A 19,690-nucleotide genomic window follows, 5' to 3' on the forward strand; every position below is an offset into this window, starting at 1 on the left:
GGGGGAAGGAACCCTAATCTACGCTCACAGTCGCATGATCACATCACGACGGCGTTGGGCTGTGTGATGCACGCCTCGGCATTGCCACAAGGAGCTTGCATGCCTGCTCATCCCTCATTGCTTCGAAACGGCCTCAAGGCGGTGGCGCTGGGCGTATGCCTCATCGCGCTGTCAGGGTGCGGCAAGGAAAAGCCGGCGGATCCCGTACACCCTCGCGTGCAGGTGCAAGAGGTGAAAACCACTGAATTCGCCGCAACGGTGGCACTGACGGGCGATATCCAAGCGCGCGTGCAGACACAACTGTCGTTCCGCGTGGGCGGCAAAATCATCCAGCGTATGGTCGATGTCGGGGACCGTATCACCGCCAAGCAGGTGCTGGCCAAACTGGACCCCAAAGACCTGCAGACCAACGTCGACTCGGCCATCGCTGCCGAAGCTGCCGAGCAAGCGCGGGTCAAGCAGACCTCAGCCGCCTTCGTGCGCCAGGAAAAGTTGCTGCCCAAGGGTTACACCAGCAAAAGCGAATACGATGCCGCACAGGCGCAACTGCGCAGTAGCCAGAGCGCCTTGAAAGCTGCCCAGGCGCAACTGGCCAACGCCCGTGAGCAACTGGGTTACACCTCGCTGATCGCCGATGCGCCGGGCGTCATTACGGCACGTCAGGCTGAGGTTGGTCAGGTGGTGCAGGCGACCATGCCGATCTTCAGCCTGGCGCGCGACGGTGAGCGGGACGCAGTCTTCAACGTCTACGAATCCCTGTTCGTCCAGCCGCCGGGTGATGAACCGGTGGAAGTCACCTTGCTGGATAACCCGAACATCAAGGTCAGCGGAAAGGTGCGCGAAATCACCCCTGCCGTTTCCGCACAAACCGGGACGTTGCAGGTAAAAATTGCCCTCGACACGCTACCCGAAGGGATGGACCTGGGCTCTGTAGTGAGCGCGGCGCTCAGCGTGCCCGCCCGGCAAAGTGTCGAACTTCCCTGGTCGGCGCTGACCAAGGGCTTGGGCGAGCATCTGGGCCAACCGGCTGTGTGGATCGTCGACGAACAGAATAAAGCCAGCCTGCGTCCCGTCACCGTAGGGCGGTACCTGACTGGGAAAGTGATCATTACCGAAGGCCTGAAAAACGGGGAGAAAGTGGTGGTTGCCGGAAATCAGCTGCTGCACCCTGACATGCAGGTTGAGCTCGCAGGCGTTTCCAGTGCGTCAGCAGGAGGAGCTCAATGAAGCGCCTGTCTGGCCTGTTGCTGAGCGCCTTGTTGCTGAGCGGTTGTGGAAAGGAGGAGGCGCCGCCTGAACCTGTGCGTCCCGTGCTGTTCATGGAAGTCAAACCACAGGCCGAGGAAAACCTGGGTCGTTTCGCCGGAAACATCGCCGCACGGTACGAGAGCACGCTGGGTTTCCGAGTGTCGGGACGCATCGCTTCGCGCAGCGTCGACGTCGGCGCAGAAGTCGAAAAGGGCCAGTTGCTGGCGACGCTGGACCCCACCGATCTGCAGAACCAGTTGCGCGCTTCTCAGGGCGATCTGGCTCGGGTCGAGGCGCAGTACATCAATGCCCAGGCCAATGCGCGGCGTCAGCAGGAGTTGTTCGACCGGGGCGTGGGCGCACAAGCAGCGCTGGATGTGGCGGTGACCGACCTGAAGACCTCTCAATCCTCGTTCAACCAAGCCAAGGCGTCCGTACAACAGGCGCAGGATCAGTTGAGCTATAGCGAGTTGCGCACCGATCACCCAGCGGTGGTGACGCAATGGAAAGCCGAAGCGGGGCAGGTGGTCAGTGCCGGTGAGCAAGTGGTGACGCTGGCGCGGCCCGACATCAAGGAGGCGGTGATCGACCTTCCCGCGCCGCTGGCAGAACAACTGCCGAAGGATGTGGTGTTCAAAGTGGCCAGCCAGTTGGAGCCCGAGATCAACACCACCGCGACGCTGCGCGAGTTGGAGCCCCAGGCTGAAAGCGCGACGCGCACCCGACGCGCGCGCCTGATTCTCGCTCAGACCCCTGCCGCCTTTCGACTGGGCACGGCGATCAGTGTGACCCTGAGCTCAGCCATTGCGCCGCGCATTGAATTGCCCCTCAACGTGTTACAGGACGTCGACGGCAAAACCCAGATCTGGGTCATCGACATGCAGAACCAGACCGTTTCACCGCGCCCGGTTACGGTGGTAAGCCGCGACAGCGATTCGGTCGTCATCGCCGGTGGTGTGAGCGGCGGTGATCGCGTGGTCACCGCCGGTGTAAACAGCCTCAAGCCGGGGCAGAAAGTCAAAGTCGATAAGGACAGCCCGCGATGAAAGGGAACTTCAACCTCTCCGACTGGGCGCTCAAACATCAGTCCTTCGTCTGGTACCTGATGTTCGTCGGCCTGCTCATGGGCGTATTTTCGTACATGAACTTGGGCCGCGAAGAAGACCCGTCCTTCACCATCAAGACCATGGTGATCCAGACCCGCTGGCCCGGCGCAACCGTGGACGAAACGCTGGAACAGGTCACCGACCGTATCGAGAAAAAACTCGAAGACCTCGATTCTCTGGACTACGTGAAAAGCTACACCCGCCCTGGCGAATCGACGGTTTTTGTCTACCTGCGAGATACCACCAGCGCCAAGGACATTCCGGAAATCTGGTACCAGGTCCGGAAAAAAATTGACGACATTCGCGGGACGTTTCCACAGGGTCTGCAAGGCCCAGCCTTCAACGATGAGTTCGGGGACGTGTACGGCTCGATCTACGCCTTCACCGCCGACGGCCTGACCTTCCGCCAGCTCCGCGATTACGTCGAACAGGTGCGGGTGCAGATCCGTGATGTGCCGGGGTTGGGCAAGGTCGAGATGATCGGCCAGCAGGACGAAGTGATTTACCTGAATTTCTCGACCCGCAAACTGGCCGCACTGGGCCTCGATCAGCGGCAGGTCGTGCAGAGTCTCCAATCACAAAATGCCGTGACCCCGGCGGGCGTCATCGAAGCAGGGCCCGAGCGGATCTCGGTGCGTACGTCCGGCCAGTTCGAGTCTGAGAAGGATCTGGAGACCGTGAACCTGCGGCTCAACGACCGCTTTTACCGGCTGAGCGACATCGCCGAAATCAGTCGAGGCTACGTGGATCCGCCCAAGCCGATGTTCCGCTTCGACGGTAAACCGGCGATCGGCTTGGCGATCGCCATGCAGAAGGGCGGAAACGTGCAGGCGTTCGGCAAGGAACTGCACGCCCGTATGGAGCAGGCTACCGCCGACCTGCCGGTGGGCGTTGGGGTGCACAACGTTTCCGATCAGGCGCAGGTGGTGGAGAAGGCCGTCGGCGGCTTCACCAGCGCACTGTTCGAGGCGGTAGTGATCGTTCTGGTCGTCAGCTTCATCAGCCTTGGCGTGCGGGCCGGGCTGGTGGTGGCGTGCTCGATCCCGCTGGTCCTGGCGATGGTGTTCGTGTTCATGGAGTACAGCGGCATCACCATGCAGCGGATCTCGTTGGGGGCGTTGATCATCGCATTGGGCCTGCTGGTAGATGACGCGATGATCACCGTCGAGATGATGGTCACGCGTCTGGAAATGGGCGACAGCAAAGAGCAGGCGGCGACCTACGCCTATACGTCAACGGCCTTTCCGATGCTCACCGGCACGCTCGTGACGGTGGCGGGGTTCGTGCCCATCGGCTTGAACGCCAGTTCGGCGGGGGAATACACCTTTACGCTGTTCGCGGTCATCGCTGTCGCCATGCTGGTGTCGTGGGTGGTGGCTGTGCTGTTCGCTCCGGTGATTGGGGTGCACATCCTCAGCGACAAGATCAAGAAGCAAGATGACAAGCCGCCGGGACGCATTGCGCGGGCCTTCACAGGGTCGATGTTCTGGGCGATGCGCAACCGCTGGCTGGCGATCTTCATCACCATCGCCTTGTTCGCCACGGCGCTGTTTTGCATGCGTTTTGTGCAGAACCAGTTCTTCCCGTCTTCCGACCGCCCGGAAATTCTGCTCGACCTCAACTTGCCTCAAAACGCATCGATCAATGAAACGCGCAAAGCAGTGGACCGGCTGGAGGCGACGCTCAAGGACGATCCGGACATCGTGCGCTGGAGCACCTACATTGGCCAAGGCGCCGTGCGGTTCTATCTGCCCCTGGATCAACAGCTGGAGAACCCGTATTACGCGCAGCTGGTCATCGTAAGCAAGGGGCTGGAAGAGCGTGCGGGGTTGATGGATCGGCTCAACAAGCGCCTGCGCGAGGATTTCGTCGGCATCGGTACTTACGTTCAGCCGCTGGAAATGGGCCCACCCGTGGGGCGCCCGATTCAATACCGTATCAGCGGCGACAACATCGACAAGGTGCGTCAGCACGCGATCGATCTGGCCACCCTGCTGGACAAGAATCAGCACATCGGTGAAATGATCTACGACTGGAACGAGCCGGGCAAAGTCCTGCGCATCGACATCAATCAGGACAAGGCGCGGCAACTGGGGTTGTCTTCCGAGGACGTGGCGCAGTTGATGAACAGCATTGTCGTCGGCGCCAACGTTACCCAAGTGCGCGATGACATCTACCTGATCAACGTGGTAGGGCGCGCAGTGGATGCCGAGCGTGGCTCACCGGAAACGCTACAAAACCTGCAAATCGTCACCCAGGGCGGTACGTCGATTCCGTTGCTGGCGTTCGCCAACGTGCGTTATGAACTGGAACAGCCATTGGTCTGGCGCCGAGATCGCAAACCTACCATCACCTTGAAGGCTGCGGTGCGTGACGAAATCCAGCCGACGGATCTGGTGAAGCAACTCAAGCCGGAGATCGACAAATTCGCGGCCGATCTGCCCGTGGGCTACAAGATCGCCACCGGCGGGACGGTGGAGGAAAGCGGTAAGGCTCAGGGGCCGATCGCCAAAGTGGTGCCGCTGATGTTGTTTCTCATGGCGACGTTCCTGATGATCCAGCTGCACAGCGTGCAGAAAATGTTCCTCGTCGCCAGTGTTGCACCGCTGGGGTTGATCGGCGTGGTATTGGCGCTGGTCCCGACGGGCACGCCGATGGGGTTCGTGGCCATTCTGGGCATCCTCGCGCTGATTGGCATCATCATCCGCAACTCGGTGATTCTGGTGACGCAGATTCACGAGTACGAGGAAGCGGGCTATCTGCCGTGGGATGCGGTCGCAGAGGCGACCGAGCACAGGCGGCGTCCCATTCTGCTGACCGCTGCGGCGGCGAGCCTGGGCATGATTCCTATCGCCCGGGAAGTGTTTTGGGGCCCGATGGCCTACGCGATGATCGGTGGCATCATCAGCGCGACCTTGCTGACGCTGCTGTTCCTGCCTGCGCTGTACGTGGCCTGGTACAAGATCAAGGAACCGACGAAAGCGCAGAGGGAGCAAGCCGAGGCGCAAAAGCGCGACCGTGATGATGAAGACGACGTGGACACGACCGAAGCCGACCCCCATCGGCCGCAGGCGTAGACGTCCTACCAGGGGGGGTGATCCCGCTGTAGCAGCGCGGCTCGTTGGGGCTGCTACAGCGTGCGCTGCGCAGGGCTTTTCAAACCTTGCGCCACACACTCGCCAGCCAGGGCTGCTGCGCGCGCGGCAAGCCTTCGGGGCGGTAATAGTGCTCGACCTCGTCAAAACCGGCCTCCACCAACAAGGCGCTCCAGCCCGCCAGGTCATGGAATGAGCCATAGCGCTCGCCTTTCCAGCCTTCCTGATTGTTTCCACGAGGGTTCGAGCTGAAGAGCACTCCACCGGGTTTGAGCGCTGAGTGCAATTGGCTTAAGACGCGGGGCAATTCCTGACGCGGGACATGAAACAGCGAAGCGTTGGCAAAGACACCATCAAAGCGTTCGCTGGGCAGCTGCAGCTCCAGAAAGTTTTGGTGCAGCACTTCGCATCCGCTGTCGGCGCGTGCCATGTCGGCGAAACGTTGCGAACCGTCGAGCCCGGTCGCGATATGACCTAGCGCGGTAAAGGTACGCAAATCCCGCCCTGGTCCGCAGCCGAAGTCGAGAATCTCAAACGGTGCAGGGCCCTGGATATTCCGCAACAGCGCATCGATGTTCTGGCTGACGTCATGATCCCGAGTGCCTTCACGGAAACCCTCGGCCACCTCGTCGTAGTTGGCGAGCGTGGTGGCGGTGATCTGGGCGAGGGCTTGCGGGTCAAGTTTCATGTCGGCGGATTCTGAGCAGAGGAAGCAGCCAATATACCTCCGCGTGGTCGCCCTGTTAAAACCTCTCCGAGCAAGCTTGCCCGTGACCTGCCGCGTAGCGACAGCAAAATCGGACTGCGCTGTTTCAGAGACATCGAGTGCTTAGGGTTTACTGCCGCTGCGCAGCAGGTCGCGGGCAAGCGCGCTCCTACGGCCAGAATCGCGGGCATGTGCGCTCCTACGGGCAGAATCGCAGGCGGATCAGCGCTTGTTCAACCGCAATGCCAATCGATCTCCACCCAGTTGAATCACCGCCACCAACACCACCAGCAATACGATCACAGTCAACATCACTTGCGTGTCGAAACGCTGATAACCATAGCGGTAGGCGATGTCGCCCAAGCCGCCTGCACCGATGGCGCCAGCCATGGCCGAGGAGTTGATCATGGTGACCAGGGTGATCGTGAAACCACCGACGATTCCTGGCAGCGCTTCGGGCAGCAGTACGTGCCAGACGATGTGCCAGCGGCGGCAGCCCATGGCTTGGGCGGCTTCGATCAAGCCGTGGTCGACTTCCCGCAGGCTGACTTCGGCGATCCGCGCAAAGAAGGGCGTGGCGGCGATGGTCAACGGCACCACCGCTGCCCACACGCCATAGGTGGTCCCGACGATCAGACGGGTGAAGGGGATCAGCGCGACCATCAGGATCAGAAACGGCACCGAGCGAAAGATGTTCACGAAGGCGCCGAGCACGCGGTTGAGGTGGGGTGCTTCGAAAATGCCGCCCTTGCCACTGGTGACCAGAATCACCGCCAGCGGAATCCCGAGAATCAGTGCGAGCAGCGACGAGACCCCGACCATCAAAAAGGTGTCGATGACGCCTTGCCACAAACGATCAAGCCACATAACCCAGCACCTTTGCATGTTGCGCCTGGCTGCAGGCGCGATCGAGCAGTTCTTCTGCGGACAGCGGTGAGCCCCTGACGGCGAGCACCAAATGGCCCAGCGCGCGTCCCTGAATGCGTTCCACCCCACCCTGCAGCAGACTGACGCGCCCGCCAAACGCCCCGAACAACGCCGACAAATCCGGCTCCTGGCCGTTGCTGCCGGTGAATTGCAGGTCCAGCACGATGCTGCTGTGCGTGGTTGATGGATGGCGTTGCAAACGAGTCTGCACGTCTTCCGGCAGCGCATGCTGCAGCGGTGCCAGCAAGGTCTTGCTCACCTCATGCTGCGGATTGCCGAACACCTGCCATACGGGGCCCTGCTCGGCGATCTGGCCTCGCTCAAGCACCACGACGCGGTCGCAGATTTCCCGGATCACGGCCATCTCATGGGTAATCAGGATGATGGTCAGGCCCAGCCGCTGATTGATCTCGCGCAGCAGGCCCAGAATTGATTGCGTGGTTTCAGGATCAAGCGCCGAGGTGGCTTCGTCGCACAGCAAAATTTCAGGGTCATGCACCAGCGCCCGCGCGATGCCGACACGCTGTTTCTGCCCGCCGGACAGTTGCGCCGGGTAGGCGTTGTGCTTGTCGTTCAGGCCGACCAGTTCCAGCAATTCCGCGACTTTGCGCTGACGCTGATCCTTGGGTACGCCCGCCACCTTGAGCGGCAACTCGACGTTCTTCCACACCGTTTTCGCCGACATCAGATTGAAGTGCTGGAAGATCATGCCAATGCGCCGACGCAGTTCCACCAGCTTGTCTTCGTTGAACGCGGCGATGTCGACCTGGTCGATCAGCACCCGCCCGCTGGTGGGCTGCTCCAGACGATTGATCGTGCGAATCAGCGAAGACTTGCCCGCCCCGCTGCGGCCGATGATGCCGAAGATTTCGCCGCGCTGGATGTCCAGATCGATACCTTGCAAGGCCGCGACCGGCCCTTGCTGGCCTTCATAGATTTTGCCCAGTTGGCTGAAGCGCACGTGAGCTTGCGCCTTCTCGGGGTGCAGACGCACGTGTTCGGCGGAATGCGGTGTGGGCGCTTCCAAGGGCAGGGAGCGTTGCACGGTGGCGGTCATGGTCAGTTCTTCCAGCCGACCTGATACAGCGAGCCATTCACTTTATCCAGCGAGGCGCGCACGACAGGGGAGTGTTGATAAATGTCGATGAATTTGGCCAGGCGCGGGTCGTCCTTGTGGTCGGGCTTGATCACGAACTGAATGACGTATTCGGGGTGGTCCAGCCCGTCGAAGAGGATCGCCGACGCAGGATCGAAGGTTTTCGCCAGGCGGATGTAGGCGGGATAGCCCTGCACCAGGTCGGCGTCGTCGTAGGCGCGGACCAACTGCACGGCCTCGACCTGTATCAGTTTGAGCTTCTTGGGGTTGGCGGTAATGTCTTCTTCGGTGGCTTTGTAGCCCACGCCTGGTTTGAGTGTGATCAAGCCGGCCTTGGCCAGCAGTTGCAGCCCACGGCCGCTGTTGATCGGGTCGTTGGCGATGGCCACCGTCGCACCGGTCGGGAGCTCATCGAAGCTTTTATATTTTTTCGAATACAGGCCCACGTTGTTGATGATCCCCGGCGCGTAAGGCACCAGATCGAAACCCGACGCTGCCTTGGCGTTCTCCAGGAACGGGATGTGCTGGAAGTAGTTCACGTCAATGTCGCCGGCGTTGAGGCTGACGTTAGGAGCGATCCAGTCGGTGAATTCCACCAACTCGACCTTCAGGCCCTGCTTGTCCGCCTCGGCCACTGCCGTTTCCAGCGGAATGGCGAACGCCGCGGTGGTGCCGACTTTCAGCGGTTGATCGGCGGCCTGGAGGGTGCCGGTGGAAAGCCCGAGCGACAGGGCCAGGGTGAGCAGCGTCTTTGTCATGTTTCTTATCCGATTTAATGTTCAGAGTGAAATCTGTCGAGCTGTCGCGGGGGCTGTAGGCGCGCGTGCCCGCGATGTCGTTGTGTCAGCCGCCAGCGTTGTCACGGCAGATCGCAATCGCGGGCACGTGTGCTTCTACGGGGCCAGTGCGTCTGTTGAATCGCGGGACCGATACCGCGCTCCCGCATGCCGCTCAGGCAGCCTCGCCGAGCCCCCGGAAAACAACTTTTCGCGTAAGGTGCCGTGCTCGTAAGCGGTCTTGTAGGATCCGCGCCGCTGCAGCTCGGGGATCACCAAGTCGATGAAGTCTTCATAGGTTTCCGGGGTCACGATGCGGGTCAGGTTGAAGCCATCGAGGCCTGTTTCGGCAATCCACGATTCCAGTTCGTCGGCCACCTGCTCGGGCGATCCCACCAGCGTGATGTAGCGCCCGCCCAATGCGTGCTGATCCAGCAACTTTTGCCGGGTCCAGTCGTTGTTCCTGAGAATCTTCGTCGCCGATTGAATGGCATTGCCTTTGACGTGCTGGATAGGCTCGTCGAGTTCATAGTTGGCGAAGTCGATTCCGGTCGACGCCGCGAAGTGCGCCAGCCCGGCTTCCGCGCTGGCGTATTTCAGGTATTCGGCATGCCGCGCGCGCGCGGCGTCTTCGGTTGGGCCGACGATCACGTTCAGACCCATGAACACCTTGATGTCGTCCGGATCACGTCCGGCGGCCACCGCGCTGGCCCGCACTCTGTCGACCTGTTCCCGCGTCGCTGTCTTGTTTTGCCCACTGATGAATACGCACTCGGCGTTATTCCCAGCGAACTGCAAGCCGCGGTCCGAACTGCCCGCTTGAAACAGAACTGGCGTGCGTTGCGGGGAGGGTTCGCAGAGGTGATAGCCTTCGACCTGGTAGAACTCGCCGCGATGCCTGACCTTATGCACCTTTGCGGCCTGGGCGTAGACGCGCGACTGTCGGTTTTCGATGACCGCATCATCTTCCCAACTGCCTTCCCAGAGTTTGTAGAGCACTTCCAAGTACTCATCGGCCTGGTCGTAACGGCGATCGTGTTCAATCTGCTGCGTCAGCCCCATGGCCTTCGCAGCGCTGTCCAGATACCCCGTGACAATGTTCCAACCCACGCGACCCTGGGTCAGGTGATCGAGGGTCGACATGCGCCGGGCGAACAGATAAGGCGCTTCATAGGTCAGGTTGGCAGTCAGGCCGAACCCCAGGTGCTTGGTGACGGCGGCCATGGCCGACACCAACAGCAATGGATCGTTGACCGGCAACTGGATCGACTCTTTCAGTGTCACGTCGATGGAGTTCTGATAGACGTCGTACACACCGACGATGTCCGCGATGAAAAGTCCGTCGAACAGCCCGCGCTCCAGCAGTTGTGCAAGCTTCGTCCAATAGTCGAGTGTCTTGTACTGGGTCGACGTGTCTCGCGGATGGGTCCAGAAACCGTGGTTGATGTGGCCGATGCAGTTCATGTTGAACGCGTTGAGCAGGATTTTTTTCTTGCTCATCAGATCGTCCCCCGGCGTGGCGGATTCACGTCGTTCAAATAGAAGTTGCCGATGGCGTGGTACTTCCACCGCACAGGGTCGTGCAGCGTGTGCACCCGCGCATTGCGCCAGTGACGGTCCAGGCCGTGTTCGGCCAGCGTCGATTGCGAACCGGCCAGTTCGAACAGGGTGCTACCGGCCGCCAGGGAAATTTCGGTGCTGATGGCGCGGGCCTCCGCGACCGCAATCGAAGCTTCGGCCACATTCTCGGCCGTGCTCTGGGCTTGTGCGTGATCCAGGTATTGCCCGGCCCGCTCCAGTAAGGCTTCTGCGGCATGCAAGCGAATGCCGAGTTTGCCGAAACTGTGCAAGGTCAGTGGATCGTCGACGGCCTTTTCGATACCCGAATCGATCCAGGGCCGGGTGCGCGTACGCACAAAATGCAGCGCGTCCTCGAACGCGGCGCGGGCGATGCCGGTGTCGATGGCGGCATGAAGAATCTGCGCCAGTGGGCCCACCGTGGTCGGCCGCTCGAACGCACTCTGGAACGGCACCACGTCTGTGTCGTTGACGTAGACATTGTCGAACTCCACCGAGCCGCTGCCTGTGGTGCGTTGGCCGAAGCCGCTCCAGTCATCGACCACCGTCAGACCTTGGGCGTCGGCCGCAACGAACGCAAGCTGCTGGATGCCCTTCTCGTCGATCACCGACGTTGGAATGCGCTGCGCGTAGAGAGCGCCCGTGGCGTAAAACTTGCGGCCGTTGATGCGCCAGCCTTGGCCGTCCCGGGTCAAGCGCGTGGTGCGGTCATGGGCGGTTTTGGTTCCCAGTTCGGCCAGGGCATTGCCGAACCGCTGGCCAGCGAGGACCTCGGCATACAGCCGCTTCTGCTGCTCGGGGCTGCCGTTCACCCGCAGGACTTCGAGCGCGTAGAAATGGTTTTGCGGAATCTGGCCCAGCGATCCGTCCGCGGCGGAGATGATGCGGATCACTTCGGCCAGCGTCACGCTTGAGACGCCCGCGCCGCCGAACGCTTTCGGTACGCTGATGCCCCACAGGCCGGAGCGTGAAAACTGCTCCAGTTCCTCATGCGGCAGGCGCCGTTCGCGGTCGCGCAGAGCGCTCTGCTGTTTGAAGGCCTGGGCCAACGCGTGGGCGGTTTGCAGGGCCTGGGTGTCGTCTTCGATGATCGAAGTGGCCGCCTGCGGATCAAGCGGCAAAGGTTGAAGGCTCATACGTGTGCTTCCAGTTGTCTGGTTCAGATCCAGGAGTGACGGGCGGGCAGGGTGCCGTTGAGATGCCAGGCGCCGACCGCGTGGACTTTCCAGCGCACCGGGTCATGGAGGGTGTGGACGCGGGCGTTGCGCCAGTGGCGGTCGAGGTTGAACTCCGCCAGCGTGGCGCGGCTGCCGGACAGCTCGAACAGCTTCTCGCTGGCGAGCAGGGCAATCTCGGTCGTCAGGACCTTGGCTTGCGCCACGACGATGGAACCGCGGGCCGCGGAGTGCTCGTCGATCGGTTTGGCTGCAATGTCGTCAAGCACGCGCCCTGCCTTGTACAGCAGCGCTTCTGCCGCATGCAGGTCCAGCTTCAATTTGCCGATGTCGGCGATGACATACGGATCGTCGCTGGCCCGTTCGACGTTTGCGTCAATCCACGGTCTGGAGCGCTCGCGAACGAAATGGATGCTCTCGTGGATGGCCTCTCGGGCGATCCCTGCGTCGATGGCTGCCTGGATCAGTTGGGACACCGCCCCCTGTATGTTCGGCGAAAGTGCAAGTTTCCAGTTATCGATGACCCATTCGCCGCTGACGCGTACGTTCTCCAGCAACACGCTGCCGCTGGCCGTGGTGCGCTGTCCGAAACCGGACCAGTCATCGATGATGTGCAGCCCCGGCGTACCCCGAGGCACGAAGACCAGCACTTGCCTGCCGTCATCGTTGATGGCCTTGACCGCGACCCAATGGGCGAACAGGGCGCCGGTCGAGTAGAACTTGCGGCCGTTGAGCCGGTAATGATCGCCCTCGGTGGTCAGGCGCGTTCTCACGTCGAGCGTATTCTTCGTGCCTCGTTCGGGGCCGCCATTGCCGATTCGCGCGCCATTGAGCACGCTGTCGAACAGGACTTTCTTTTGCGCCTCGCTGGCGCTGCCAGTCAGGGAATACAGAATGCCGAACTGATTCTGCGGGATCTGCCCCACCGCCGGGTCAGCGGCAGAAAGAATCGCAAATACCTTGGCGATCGTTTCGAACGAGACCTGGGCCCCGCCGAAAGCGCGAGGTATCGAAATGCCTCCCAGCCCGCTACGAGTGAATGCTTCGATTTCTGCCCACGGCAATTGGCGTTCGCGATCGCGATCGGCTGCCGTCTGGCGAACCTGCGCGGCAAGGTCCCGTGCGGCCGCGAGCGCCTCGGCGTCGTCGCGCAGGACTGTCGCAGGGTGCAGCGCAGGGGCTACGTCCAGGGGGTGCTGGACGGCAAGGGTGCTCAGCTCAGTCATGGTGGTGACCTTCGCGAGCGGAAGCACTGGGGTGGTTGTGCGTGACCATCTGAACCTCGAATCAACGTCGCCTGAGCGACAAGAAAGTTGATGATGGTCCGGTGGTCCGGTTGATATATCTTAAGCGTGTATAAAAACTAAATAAACTCACATTTGGGAATAAGCATAGAAGGGCTGCACAGGCAGGGACAGCCCGCCAGATGCCCCGCCCAGGTCAGGCAGGAACCAAACAGCATCAGCAAAACCATGTACTTGACGATATGCCGGCAGTGCATGACGAGTCCCCCGTTAACCCTTTTGCTGAGGCTAGCAGCGGCCGATGGATGAACGTGTGAGTAGCCGTAGGAAGGGCATGATGGGATTTGTGGGATCCTTCTTTGGCAGAGCGGATCTGCGGCGTGCGTCACGTCTTCAGTGCCAGAATGGGCGTCGCGGCGAAAGACGCATGGCCGCGACGGTGCATCGCCGGTCAGCCTGATTCAGCGTTCAATCCCTGCCTTGTCAGACATGCAGACCCTGATGGCGCGCGGCGGCGCCCAAAGGGAGTTGTTTCCCACGCGGTCGATGATGCAGTAAGTCACCTCCTGCTGATCGTCTTCACCGGCTTCCCGAATCAGCGCGCCCGGTACGTGAAGCGTGATGGCGGTGCCGACCTGATGTTCAGTCAGTGCGGGGAAGTCCATGCGTCGGTCTCCCCAGCGCAGCGTGATCTCATCGTAGACCGCCATATGCGGATAGCGCTCGATGACGATGTCGATGCCCTCTCTCAAGTGCCGAGAGGTCAGCCCTGTCTCTTGCAGGTTTCCAGGAAACACCACCGGGGCCAGCCCCTGATTTTCTTCTCCATCACTGCTGACCAGATGGCCGCCGGGCGTTTCCAGCTTGACCCAGATTTTTCGGCCGGGGGATTGCACAGGCTCGCTGCCTATTTTCGTGACGCGGTAGTAAGTCTTGACCTTACCGCTTTGTAGAAAGCTTTGCGGAACATGTAGGACAGTTGTATTGCCAATGTCGGACTCTGACAGAAGAGTCGACGCAACATAGCAATCACCCCAGAAAAGTTCGATCAGGTCTCCGCTTTCCATTTCCGGGTATGGGTCTATGTTCACTAGCAGGCGATTGGCCGCCAACGCCCCGATGCCTTGCCTGTTCGATTGCGGCAAATAAGGGGCGAAAAGCTGTAATGGTGTCTGAGTGACAGGAGTTTTGATCATCTGCTTACCCTCACTGAATAATCGACCATGCTCGGCGGGCAGTTGGCCGCGAGCGCTTTGGATGGATGTTGTTAGTACACGTCCGATGAGCATCGTTGGCAAACCATACAAATGGTTCCAATTTCGGGCTTGCTTAAGTCGAGATATAAAGGACGCTGTTGGATATTCAGCTAATTGTGTTGCCACACATCTGTCAATAAAGGCGCAGATGTAAAAAATCGTTATTGAAATAAATAGACAATTCCTACGGCGCAGTAGGGTGAAACGCTGGAAATGCGGGGCTTGCCCTACTTGATGTGATGACTAAACCGAGGGGTTATTGAATCAAACCCGAAAAGACACGGCGACGCGGGTTTAAAAGTCGGGCGATGAAGATTGCGAATGACTCCTCGCCCTTCAGTGAGCGGTTTATTGAAAGAGTCGATAAGAAGTCTAAAAAAGCCGGCGCGAGCCGGTTAAATACCCGAAGGTTTACACCGTTTCCAAATGTTGGAGGAAAAGAAAACGGCGCTTGAAAGCGCCGTAGTTAAAACACATGTTGTAGGACTAAGTCCGGCTTCGTTCGAGAAACTGTCTTGTACGTTCTTCCCTGGGATTCGCGAACAGATCTTTGGCGTTGCCTTGTTCCACAATCACTCCCTTGTCGATGAACACCACCCGATTGGCAACGTCCCTGGCGAACTTCATTTCGTGGGTCACGATGATCATTGTGCGCTGCTCTTCGGCCAGCGCTCGAATGGTGCTCAATACTTCACCGACGAGTTCGGGATCGAGGGCAGAGGTCGGTTCGTCGAACAGAATGACTTCAGGCTCCATAGCCAACGCCCGGGCAATCGCAACCCGCTGTTGCTGACCCCCGGACAGACGACGAGGGTAGGCGTCTTCCTTGCCTGCCAGGCCCACTTTCGCGAGCAGCTCACGCCCCAGCGCCACTGCCTGCTCACGGGGGAGCTTTTTAACGACGGTCGGGCCTTCGATGACGTTCTCGAGCGCCGTCCGGTGGGGAAACAGATTGAAGTTCTGGAATACGAAGCCCACGTGCTGGCGCAACTGGCGAATCAGCCCCGCTTGCTGGGCCAGTGGGCGGTTGCCGTCGATTTTGATGTCGCCTACGACCACAGTGCCGCTGGTGGGCTCCTCGAGGAAATTCAGACAGCGCAGAAAGGTGGTTTTCCCCGACCCGCTGGGGCCGATGATCGCGACGACCTCACCGGGCTCGACCTTCAAATCGATCCCCTTGAGGACCTGATTGCCTTTGAATTCCTTGGTCAGCTTTTCAACGGTAATCATGCCTCAAGACTCCACGTCATGGCGGTTGGCCCGAGCTTCCAGTCGGTTCTGGAAATGCGCGAGCACCGTGCAGAGCACCCAGTAGATCACCGCGACAGTGAAGTACATCGTGAAGACTTCCAGCGTGCGTGACGAGATCAGTTGTGCCTGTCGGAACACTTCCGGCACCTGAATGGTGGCGGCCATGGCGGTGTCCTTGACCAGTGAAATGAAGCTGTTGCCCAGTGGAGGCAACGCCGTCCGCGCCGCTTGGGGCAGGATTGCCCGACGCATGGTCTGGGCCCGCGTCATGCCAATGCTGGCCGCTGCCTCCCATTGGCCCTTGTCCACCGCGCCAATGGCGGCCCGCAGGATTTCACAAGCGTAAGCGGCCATGTTCAAGGATAGGCCGATCAGCGCTGCCGTGATGGCATCCAGCTCGATGCCCAGATCCGGCAGGCCGTAATAAATCATGAACAGCTGAACCAGCAGGGGCGTGCCGCGAAAGAACGAAACGTAAACCCGGGCGATGGCGCTGATCACCCAGACTTTCGACAGACGCATCAGTGCCAGGCCGAAGCCCAGCACCAACCCGAAAAACATCGAACCCAGGCTCAGGCCCACGGTGTAATACGCGCCCCTGAGCAGAAAAGGCGCGGAGTCCAGCGCGAGCTGAAGGCTCTCTGGAATCATTTGGTCACGTCAGCCTTGAAGTACTTCTCGGACAGCTTGGCGAGGATGCCGTCGGCACGCAGCTTGTCGATCGCCTTGTTGATCGCGCTCAGCAGTTCGGGGTCGCCTTTGCGCAGTGCAATACCTGCTTCCTGACGGGAGAAGGGTTCACCGGACAAAACCAGTTTGTCTTTGGTCTTGGCAATCAGCTCCAGCGCGGCCAGACGGTCGACCAGAATGGCGTCGATACGGCCTACACGCAGGTCCTGGTACTTGGTCGGGTCGTCGTCGTAGGTTTTGACGATGGCACCCGGCACATTGGCTTTGAGCCATTCCTCATAGTTGGTGCCCAGGCCCACACCGACTTTTGCGCCGGTCAGGTCATTGGCGGTCTTGAACTTGCCTGCGTCCTTGGATTGCACCAGCGCCTGAATGCCGGAAACGGTGTACGGCTCGGAGAAGTCATACTTCTTCTTGCGCTCGTCAGAGATGGTCACCTGATTGATCACTACGTCCAGACGCTTGGACTCCAGTGCCGCAAGAATGCCTGCCCATGGGGTTGCAGTAAGCGTGGCCTTGACGCCCAGTTCCTTGGCCAACGCTTCGGAAAACTCGACTTCGAAACCGGTGAGCTTGCCATCTTCCCCGACGAAGCTGAATGGTGGATACGTGCCTTCCAGGCCCACTTTGAGCGTGCCATTCTTCTTGATGGCATCCAGTTGCTCGCCAGCGACAGCGTGGCTCACCAGGCCGGTGCCGAGCACCAGGCTGAAGGCCGACAGCAGAAAGGTGCGGCGTATTGCAGACATATTCATGTAAGTCCCCTGTTTTAATTGGAATGTCAGGTGCGCCTCAGACCTGACGAAGCTACTGTGCCCTCACGGCTTTAGCCAGCTTTTTCAGTGGCCTGCCCAGTGTTGCCCAAGCGGCTGGCGGCGATCATAAAAGCAGAGGCACGCGTTTAAAAAGAATTAAAAAAATTGCCTTTAGTTAATTTTTGCATAACGTCGATACGAGGGAATGGCACGCGTCTCTTGGACAGTTGGGGATCACCGCTCTGAAAAAACCTTCGGGTAAGCAAACAATGCGGGGGCGCCGCCGGTGTGCAGGAAAATGATCGGCCCGTCCTCGAAGCGTTGGCGACCCATGCCGTCCAAAAGCCCGGCCATGGCCTTACCGGTGTAGACCGGGTCCAGCAGCAGCCCTTCCTGACTCGCGAACAGCTTCACTGCAGCCAGTGTTCCCGCGTTCGGTTCGCCATACCGCGGACCGTAATATTCGTCCCACAGACGCACAGTGAACGCCTTCGGCACCGGCTCTCCCAACAGTTGCGCGGTGCGCGCTGCCAATTCTTGAACTTTCGGGGCCTGAGCGTCTGCCGCGCGCGAAACGGTGACGCCAATCACGGGCAGTTGCGGCAACGCCTCCGCGAGCGCCAGCCCCATGCCACTGTGAGTCCCGGCACTTCCCGAGGCCAGCACAAGCGCCGCGAAGTCTCGACCCGTCTGGCGAATTTGCTCGGCCAGCTCGAAGCCAGCACGCACATAGCCCAATGCCCCCACTGGGCTGGACCCACCGATAGGAACGAGGTAGGGCTTCTTCCCGCTGGCGCTCAAACGGGCCGCCAGCGCGTTGAGCAGTTCGTCGGCGTTATCGAGGCTTTCGACCAATTCGACGCGCGCGTCGAACAGGTCCAGCAGGAGACGGTTGCCGTTTTCGAGGTAATTGCTGTCGTCTGTAGCGAGCGGGTTTTCGAGCAGCGCGACGCAACCCAAACCCAGTTTCGCGGCCAGTGCAGCGGTCTGCCGAACATGGTTGGACTGGATCGCGCCGGCGGTAATCAGCGTGTCCGCGCCCTGGGCCAGTGCATCGGCTGCCAGGTATTCGAGCTTGCGCAGTTTGTTGCCGCCCAGGGCCAAAGGCGTGAGGTCGTCGCGCTTCACATAAACATCGCGGCCCGCCCAGGCCGAAAGACGCTCGAGCTTTTCCAGTGGTGTAGGAGCGGTCAGCAGTTCCAGGCGGTCAAAACGGTCGAGCTGTTGTCTGATCATGTGCTTATTGATGCGTCGTCGAGTGAGTCGCTGGACTATAGGCAGACGCTTCACACAGGGCAACCGGCCTGTTCCTAAGGCCGCTCAAGCTATAGCCGCACGAAAATTGTTATTTTTTTGCCCGTTTTGTTTGCCGTAGAGTGATCCGATCTCGGCGATGTCCAGCCTGACGAGCCGTTGAACTGAGGAGAAATCTGCGTGAGCACTAGTCCTGAACTGTCTCCAGAAACCTGTGCCGAAGGCGTGACCGGCCACTGGCAGTTGCAGCGGATTGTCGGTGAGTTGCGAGCAGCGCGCGATGAGTGGCGCACCCGTAATGGTCGTGTCAGCGGGGAGAAGGGCGGCCGCGAGCTGCCTTCGCGTGAAGCGCTCCGGGACATTCTTGAAGCATTGTGTGGCGCGTTGTTCCCCATGCGCCTGGGTCCGGTGGACCTGCGTGAAGAAAGTGAGGACTTCTATGTCGGGCACACCCTGGACGTGGCGCTCAATTCTTTGTTGGGTCAGGCCCGCCTCGAGTTGCGCTATGTGGCGCGCCAGCGGGGTGAAGACGCCAGTTGCGCGGATGTTCATGCCGAACGGCTGATTCAGGACTTCGCCAGCGCACTGCCCGCTATCCGTCGCATGCTCGACACCGACGTGCTGGCGGCCTATCACGGCGACCCGGCCGCGCGCAGTGTCGATGAGGTGCTGCTGTGCTACCCCGGAATCCTGGCAGTGATCCATCACCGCCTGGCGCACCATCTCTATAACAACGGTCTGCCACTATTGGCCCGTATCAGTTCGGAGCTGGCGCATTCGGCCACCGGGATCGACATTCACCCCGGCGCGCAGATCGGACCCAGTTTCTTCATCGATCACGGGACAGGTGTGGTGATCGGCGAGACGGCGATCATCGGCGAACGGGTAAGGATTTACCAAGCGGTGACCCTCGGAGCGAAGCGCTTTCCCGCAGACGAAGACGGCCAGTTGCAGAAAGGACACGCGCGCCATCCGATTGTCGAGGACGACGTGGTGATTTATGCCGGAGCGACCATTCTGGGGCGCATCACCATCGGCAAAGGCTCGACCATCGGCGGCAACGTCTGGTTGACGCGCGGCGTACCGCCGGGCAGCAATGTGAACCAGGCCAATCTGCAACATGATGACGGCGCGCAAAAGTAACACCACCATTACCCCCATAGGAGCGCGCTTGCCCGCGATTGCGGTGTATCTACGACAAATCTGTTGCCTGACACAACGCTGTCGCGGGCAAGCGCGCTCCTACCGTCCAGCCTTCGGTGTGGGCCCGTTCGGCCTCCCCAATGGGTCCTCAGCTCCCTTGTGACGGCGCGCAAAAATAACCCCGCCATTGCACCCCGTAGGAGCGCGCTTGCCCGCGATTGCGGTGTATCTACGATAAATCTGTTGCCTGACACAACGCTGTCGCGGGCAAGCGCGCTCCTACCGTCCAGCCTTCGGTGCGGGCCCGTTCGGTATCCCCAATGGGTCCTCAGCTCCCTTGTGAACCAAGCCAATCTGCAACAGGGTGACGGCGCAAAAATAACCCCGCCG

At 60.4% G+C, this 19,690-nt stretch carries 16 protein-coding genes; 4 read left to right on the forward strand and 12 right to left on the reverse strand.

The window, feature by feature from the left end; translation table 11 throughout:
* Nucleotides 1–99 precede the first annotated feature (99 nt).
* Genes N5D61_RS24285 through N5D61_RS24295 form a run of 3 tightly spaced genes read left to right on the forward strand, consistent with a single transcriptional unit; the run spans nucleotide 100 to nucleotide 5,431 of the window.
* Entirely contained in the window at nucleotides 100–1,227 is a 1,128-nt protein-coding gene (locus N5D61_RS24285; protein WP_279894464.1) for an efflux RND transporter periplasmic adaptor subunit, read from the forward strand.
* Entirely contained in the window at nucleotides 1,224–2,294 is a 1,071-nt protein-coding gene (locus N5D61_RS24290) for an efflux RND transporter periplasmic adaptor subunit (protein ID WP_279894465.1), read from the forward strand. The genes N5D61_RS24285 and N5D61_RS24290 overlap by 4 nt, the downstream gene beginning before the upstream one ends.
* Nucleotides 2,291–5,431, forward strand: a complete 3,141-nt coding sequence (locus tag N5D61_RS24295; protein ID WP_279894466.1) for an efflux RND transporter permease subunit — start codon at nucleotides 2,291–2,293, stop codon at nucleotides 5,429–5,431. The genes N5D61_RS24290 and N5D61_RS24295 overlap by 4 nt, the downstream gene beginning before the upstream one ends.
* A gap of 79 nt (nucleotides 5,432–5,510) precedes the next feature.
* Here the strand turns inward: N5D61_RS24295 and N5D61_RS24300 are convergent, their stop codons facing one another.
* From N5D61_RS24300 to N5D61_RS24355, 12 genes are all read right to left on the reverse strand, one after another.
* A complete protein-coding gene (locus tag N5D61_RS24300; protein ID WP_279894467.1) occupies nucleotides 5,511–6,137 on the reverse strand; it encodes a class I SAM-dependent methyltransferase in 627 nt (208 codons plus the stop codon).
* 240 nt (nucleotides 6,138–6,377) lie between these two features.
* Nucleotides 6,378–7,022, reverse strand: a complete 645-nt coding sequence (locus tag N5D61_RS24305; protein WP_279894468.1) for an ABC transporter permease — start codon at nucleotides 7,020–7,022, stop codon at nucleotides 6,378–6,380.
* Nucleotides 7,012–8,139, reverse strand: coding sequence for an ATP-binding cassette domain-containing protein (locus tag N5D61_RS24310; RefSeq protein WP_279894469.1), 1,128 nt, complete (start codon nucleotides 8,137–8,139; stop codon nucleotides 7,012–7,014). The genes N5D61_RS24305 and N5D61_RS24310 overlap by 11 nt, the downstream gene beginning before the upstream one ends.
* A gap of 2 nt (nucleotides 8,140–8,141) precedes the next feature.
* Nucleotides 8,142–8,936 (reverse strand): MetQ/NlpA family ABC transporter substrate-binding protein, encoded by a 795-nt coding sequence (locus N5D61_RS24315; RefSeq protein ID WP_279894470.1) that lies wholly within the window; start codon nucleotides 8,934–8,936, stop codon nucleotides 8,142–8,144.
* Nucleotides 8,937–9,071: 135 nt separating this feature from the next.
* On the reverse strand, nucleotides 9,072–10,454 hold the full coding sequence (locus N5D61_RS24320) for an LLM class flavin-dependent oxidoreductase (protein ID WP_279894471.1): 1,383 nt from the start codon (nucleotides 10,452–10,454) through the stop codon (nucleotides 9,072–9,074).
* Nucleotides 10,454–11,668, reverse strand: coding sequence for an SfnB family sulfur acquisition oxidoreductase (locus N5D61_RS24325; RefSeq protein ID WP_279894472.1), 1,215 nt, complete (start codon nucleotides 11,666–11,668; stop codon nucleotides 10,454–10,456). The genes N5D61_RS24320 and N5D61_RS24325 overlap by 1 nt, the downstream gene beginning before the upstream one ends.
* Before the next feature lie 23 nt (nucleotides 11,669–11,691).
* Nucleotides 11,692–12,933 carry an SfnB family sulfur acquisition oxidoreductase gene (locus tag N5D61_RS24330; RefSeq protein WP_279894473.1) on the reverse strand — a complete coding sequence of 414 codons (1,242 nt, stop codon included), beginning with the start codon at nucleotides 12,931–12,933 and terminating at the stop codon, nucleotides 11,692–11,694.
* A 479-nt stretch (nucleotides 12,934–13,412) separates the two neighbouring features.
* Entirely contained in the window at nucleotides 13,413–14,147 is a 735-nt protein-coding gene (locus tag N5D61_RS24335) for a hypothetical protein (protein WP_108237619.1), read from the reverse strand.
* 546 nt (nucleotides 14,148–14,693) lie between these two features.
* Nucleotides 14,694–15,437, reverse strand: coding sequence for an L-cystine ABC transporter ATP-binding protein TcyN (gene tcyN, locus N5D61_RS24340; RefSeq protein ID WP_279894474.1), 744 nt, complete (start codon nucleotides 15,435–15,437; stop codon nucleotides 14,694–14,696).
* A gap of 3 nt (nucleotides 15,438–15,440) precedes the next feature.
* The gene (gene tcyL / locus N5D61_RS24345; RefSeq protein ID WP_108237621.1) at nucleotides 15,441–16,109 is read right to left on the reverse strand and encodes a cystine ABC transporter permease; all 669 of its coding nucleotides are present in this window, start codon (nucleotides 16,107–16,109) and stop codon (nucleotides 15,441–15,443) included.
* Nucleotides 16,106–16,903 carry a cystine ABC transporter substrate-binding protein gene (gene tcyJ / locus N5D61_RS24350; RefSeq protein ID WP_279894475.1) on the reverse strand — a complete coding sequence of 266 codons (798 nt, stop codon included), beginning with the start codon at nucleotides 16,901–16,903 and terminating at the stop codon, nucleotides 16,106–16,108. Before tcyJ ends, tcyL begins: the two co-directional genes overlap by 4 nt.
* A gap of 234 nt (nucleotides 16,904–17,137) precedes the next feature.
* Nucleotides 17,138–18,139 carry a D-cysteine desulfhydrase gene (locus tag N5D61_RS24355; protein ID WP_279894476.1) on the reverse strand — a complete coding sequence of 334 codons (1,002 nt, stop codon included), beginning with the start codon at nucleotides 18,137–18,139 and terminating at the stop codon, nucleotides 17,138–17,140.
* A 216-nt stretch (nucleotides 18,140–18,355) separates the two neighbouring features.
* Here N5D61_RS24355 and epsC point away from each other — a divergent pair, with 216 nt between their 5' ends.
* Nucleotides 18,356–19,300: a serine O-acetyltransferase EpsC gene (epsC, locus tag N5D61_RS24360; RefSeq protein WP_279894480.1), complete on the forward strand. Its 945-nt coding sequence runs from the start codon at nucleotides 18,356–18,358 to the stop codon at nucleotides 19,298–19,300.
* Nucleotides 19,301–19,690 lie beyond the last annotated feature (390 nt).

Source organism: Pseudomonas sp. GD03842, from assembly GCF_029841165.1.
Taxonomy (GTDB): domain Bacteria; phylum Pseudomonadota; class Gammaproteobacteria; order Pseudomonadales; family Pseudomonadaceae; genus Aquipseudomonas.

What these genes read in the sequence shown, in the direction of transcription:
- N5D61_RS24285 (WP_279894464.1), top strand. Translation starts at nt 100, where the DNA reads ATGCCTGCTCATCCCTCATTGCTTCGAAACGGCCTCAAGGCGGTGGCG.
- N5D61_RS24290 (WP_279894465.1), top strand. Translation starts at nt 1,224, where the DNA reads ATGAAGCGCCTGTCTGGCCTGTTGCTGAGCGCCTTGTTGCTGAGCGGT.
- N5D61_RS24295 (WP_279894466.1), top strand. Translation starts at nt 2,291, where the DNA reads ATGAAAGGGAACTTCAACCTCTCCGACTGGGCGCTCAAACATCAGTCC.
- N5D61_RS24300 (WP_279894467.1), bottom strand. Translation starts at nt 6,137, where the DNA reads ATGAAACTTGACCCGCAAGCCCTCGCCCAGATCACCGCCACCACGCTC.
- N5D61_RS24305 (WP_279894468.1), bottom strand. Translation starts at nt 7,022, where the DNA reads ATGTGGCTTGATCGTTTGTGGCAAGGCGTCATCGACACCTTTTTGATG.
- N5D61_RS24310 (WP_279894469.1), bottom strand. Translation starts at nt 8,139, where the DNA reads ATGACCGCCACCGTGCAACGCTCCCTGCCCTTGGAAGCGCCCACACCG.
- N5D61_RS24315 (WP_279894470.1), bottom strand. Translation starts at nt 8,936, where the DNA reads ATGACAAAGACGCTGCTCACCCTGGCCCTGTCGCTCGGGCTTTCCACC.
- N5D61_RS24320 (WP_279894471.1), bottom strand. Translation starts at nt 10,454, where the DNA reads ATGAGCAAGAAAAAAATCCTGCTCAACGCGTTCAACATGAACTGCATC.
- N5D61_RS24325 (WP_279894472.1), bottom strand. Translation starts at nt 11,668, where the DNA reads ATGAGCCTTCAACCTTTGCCGCTTGATCCGCAGGCGGCCACTTCGATC.
- N5D61_RS24330 (WP_279894473.1), bottom strand. Translation starts at nt 12,933, where the DNA reads ATGACTGAGCTGAGCACCCTTGCCGTCCAGCACCCCCTGGACGTAGCC.
- N5D61_RS24335 (WP_108237619.1), bottom strand. Translation starts at nt 14,147, where the DNA reads ATGATCAAAACTCCTGTCACTCAGACACCATTACAGCTTTTCGCCCCT.
- tcyN (WP_279894474.1), bottom strand. Translation starts at nt 15,437, where the DNA reads ATGATTACCGTTGAAAAGCTGACCAAGGAATTCAAAGGCAATCAGGTC.
- tcyL (WP_108237621.1), bottom strand. Translation starts at nt 16,109, where the DNA reads ATGATTCCAGAGAGCCTTCAGCTCGCGCTGGACTCCGCGCCTTTTCTG.
- tcyJ (WP_279894475.1), bottom strand. Translation starts at nt 16,903, where the DNA reads ATGAATATGTCTGCAATACGCCGCACCTTTCTGCTGTCGGCCTTCAGC.
- N5D61_RS24355 (WP_279894476.1), bottom strand. Translation starts at nt 18,139, where the DNA reads ATGATCAGACAACAGCTCGACCGTTTTGACCGCCTGGAACTGCTGACC.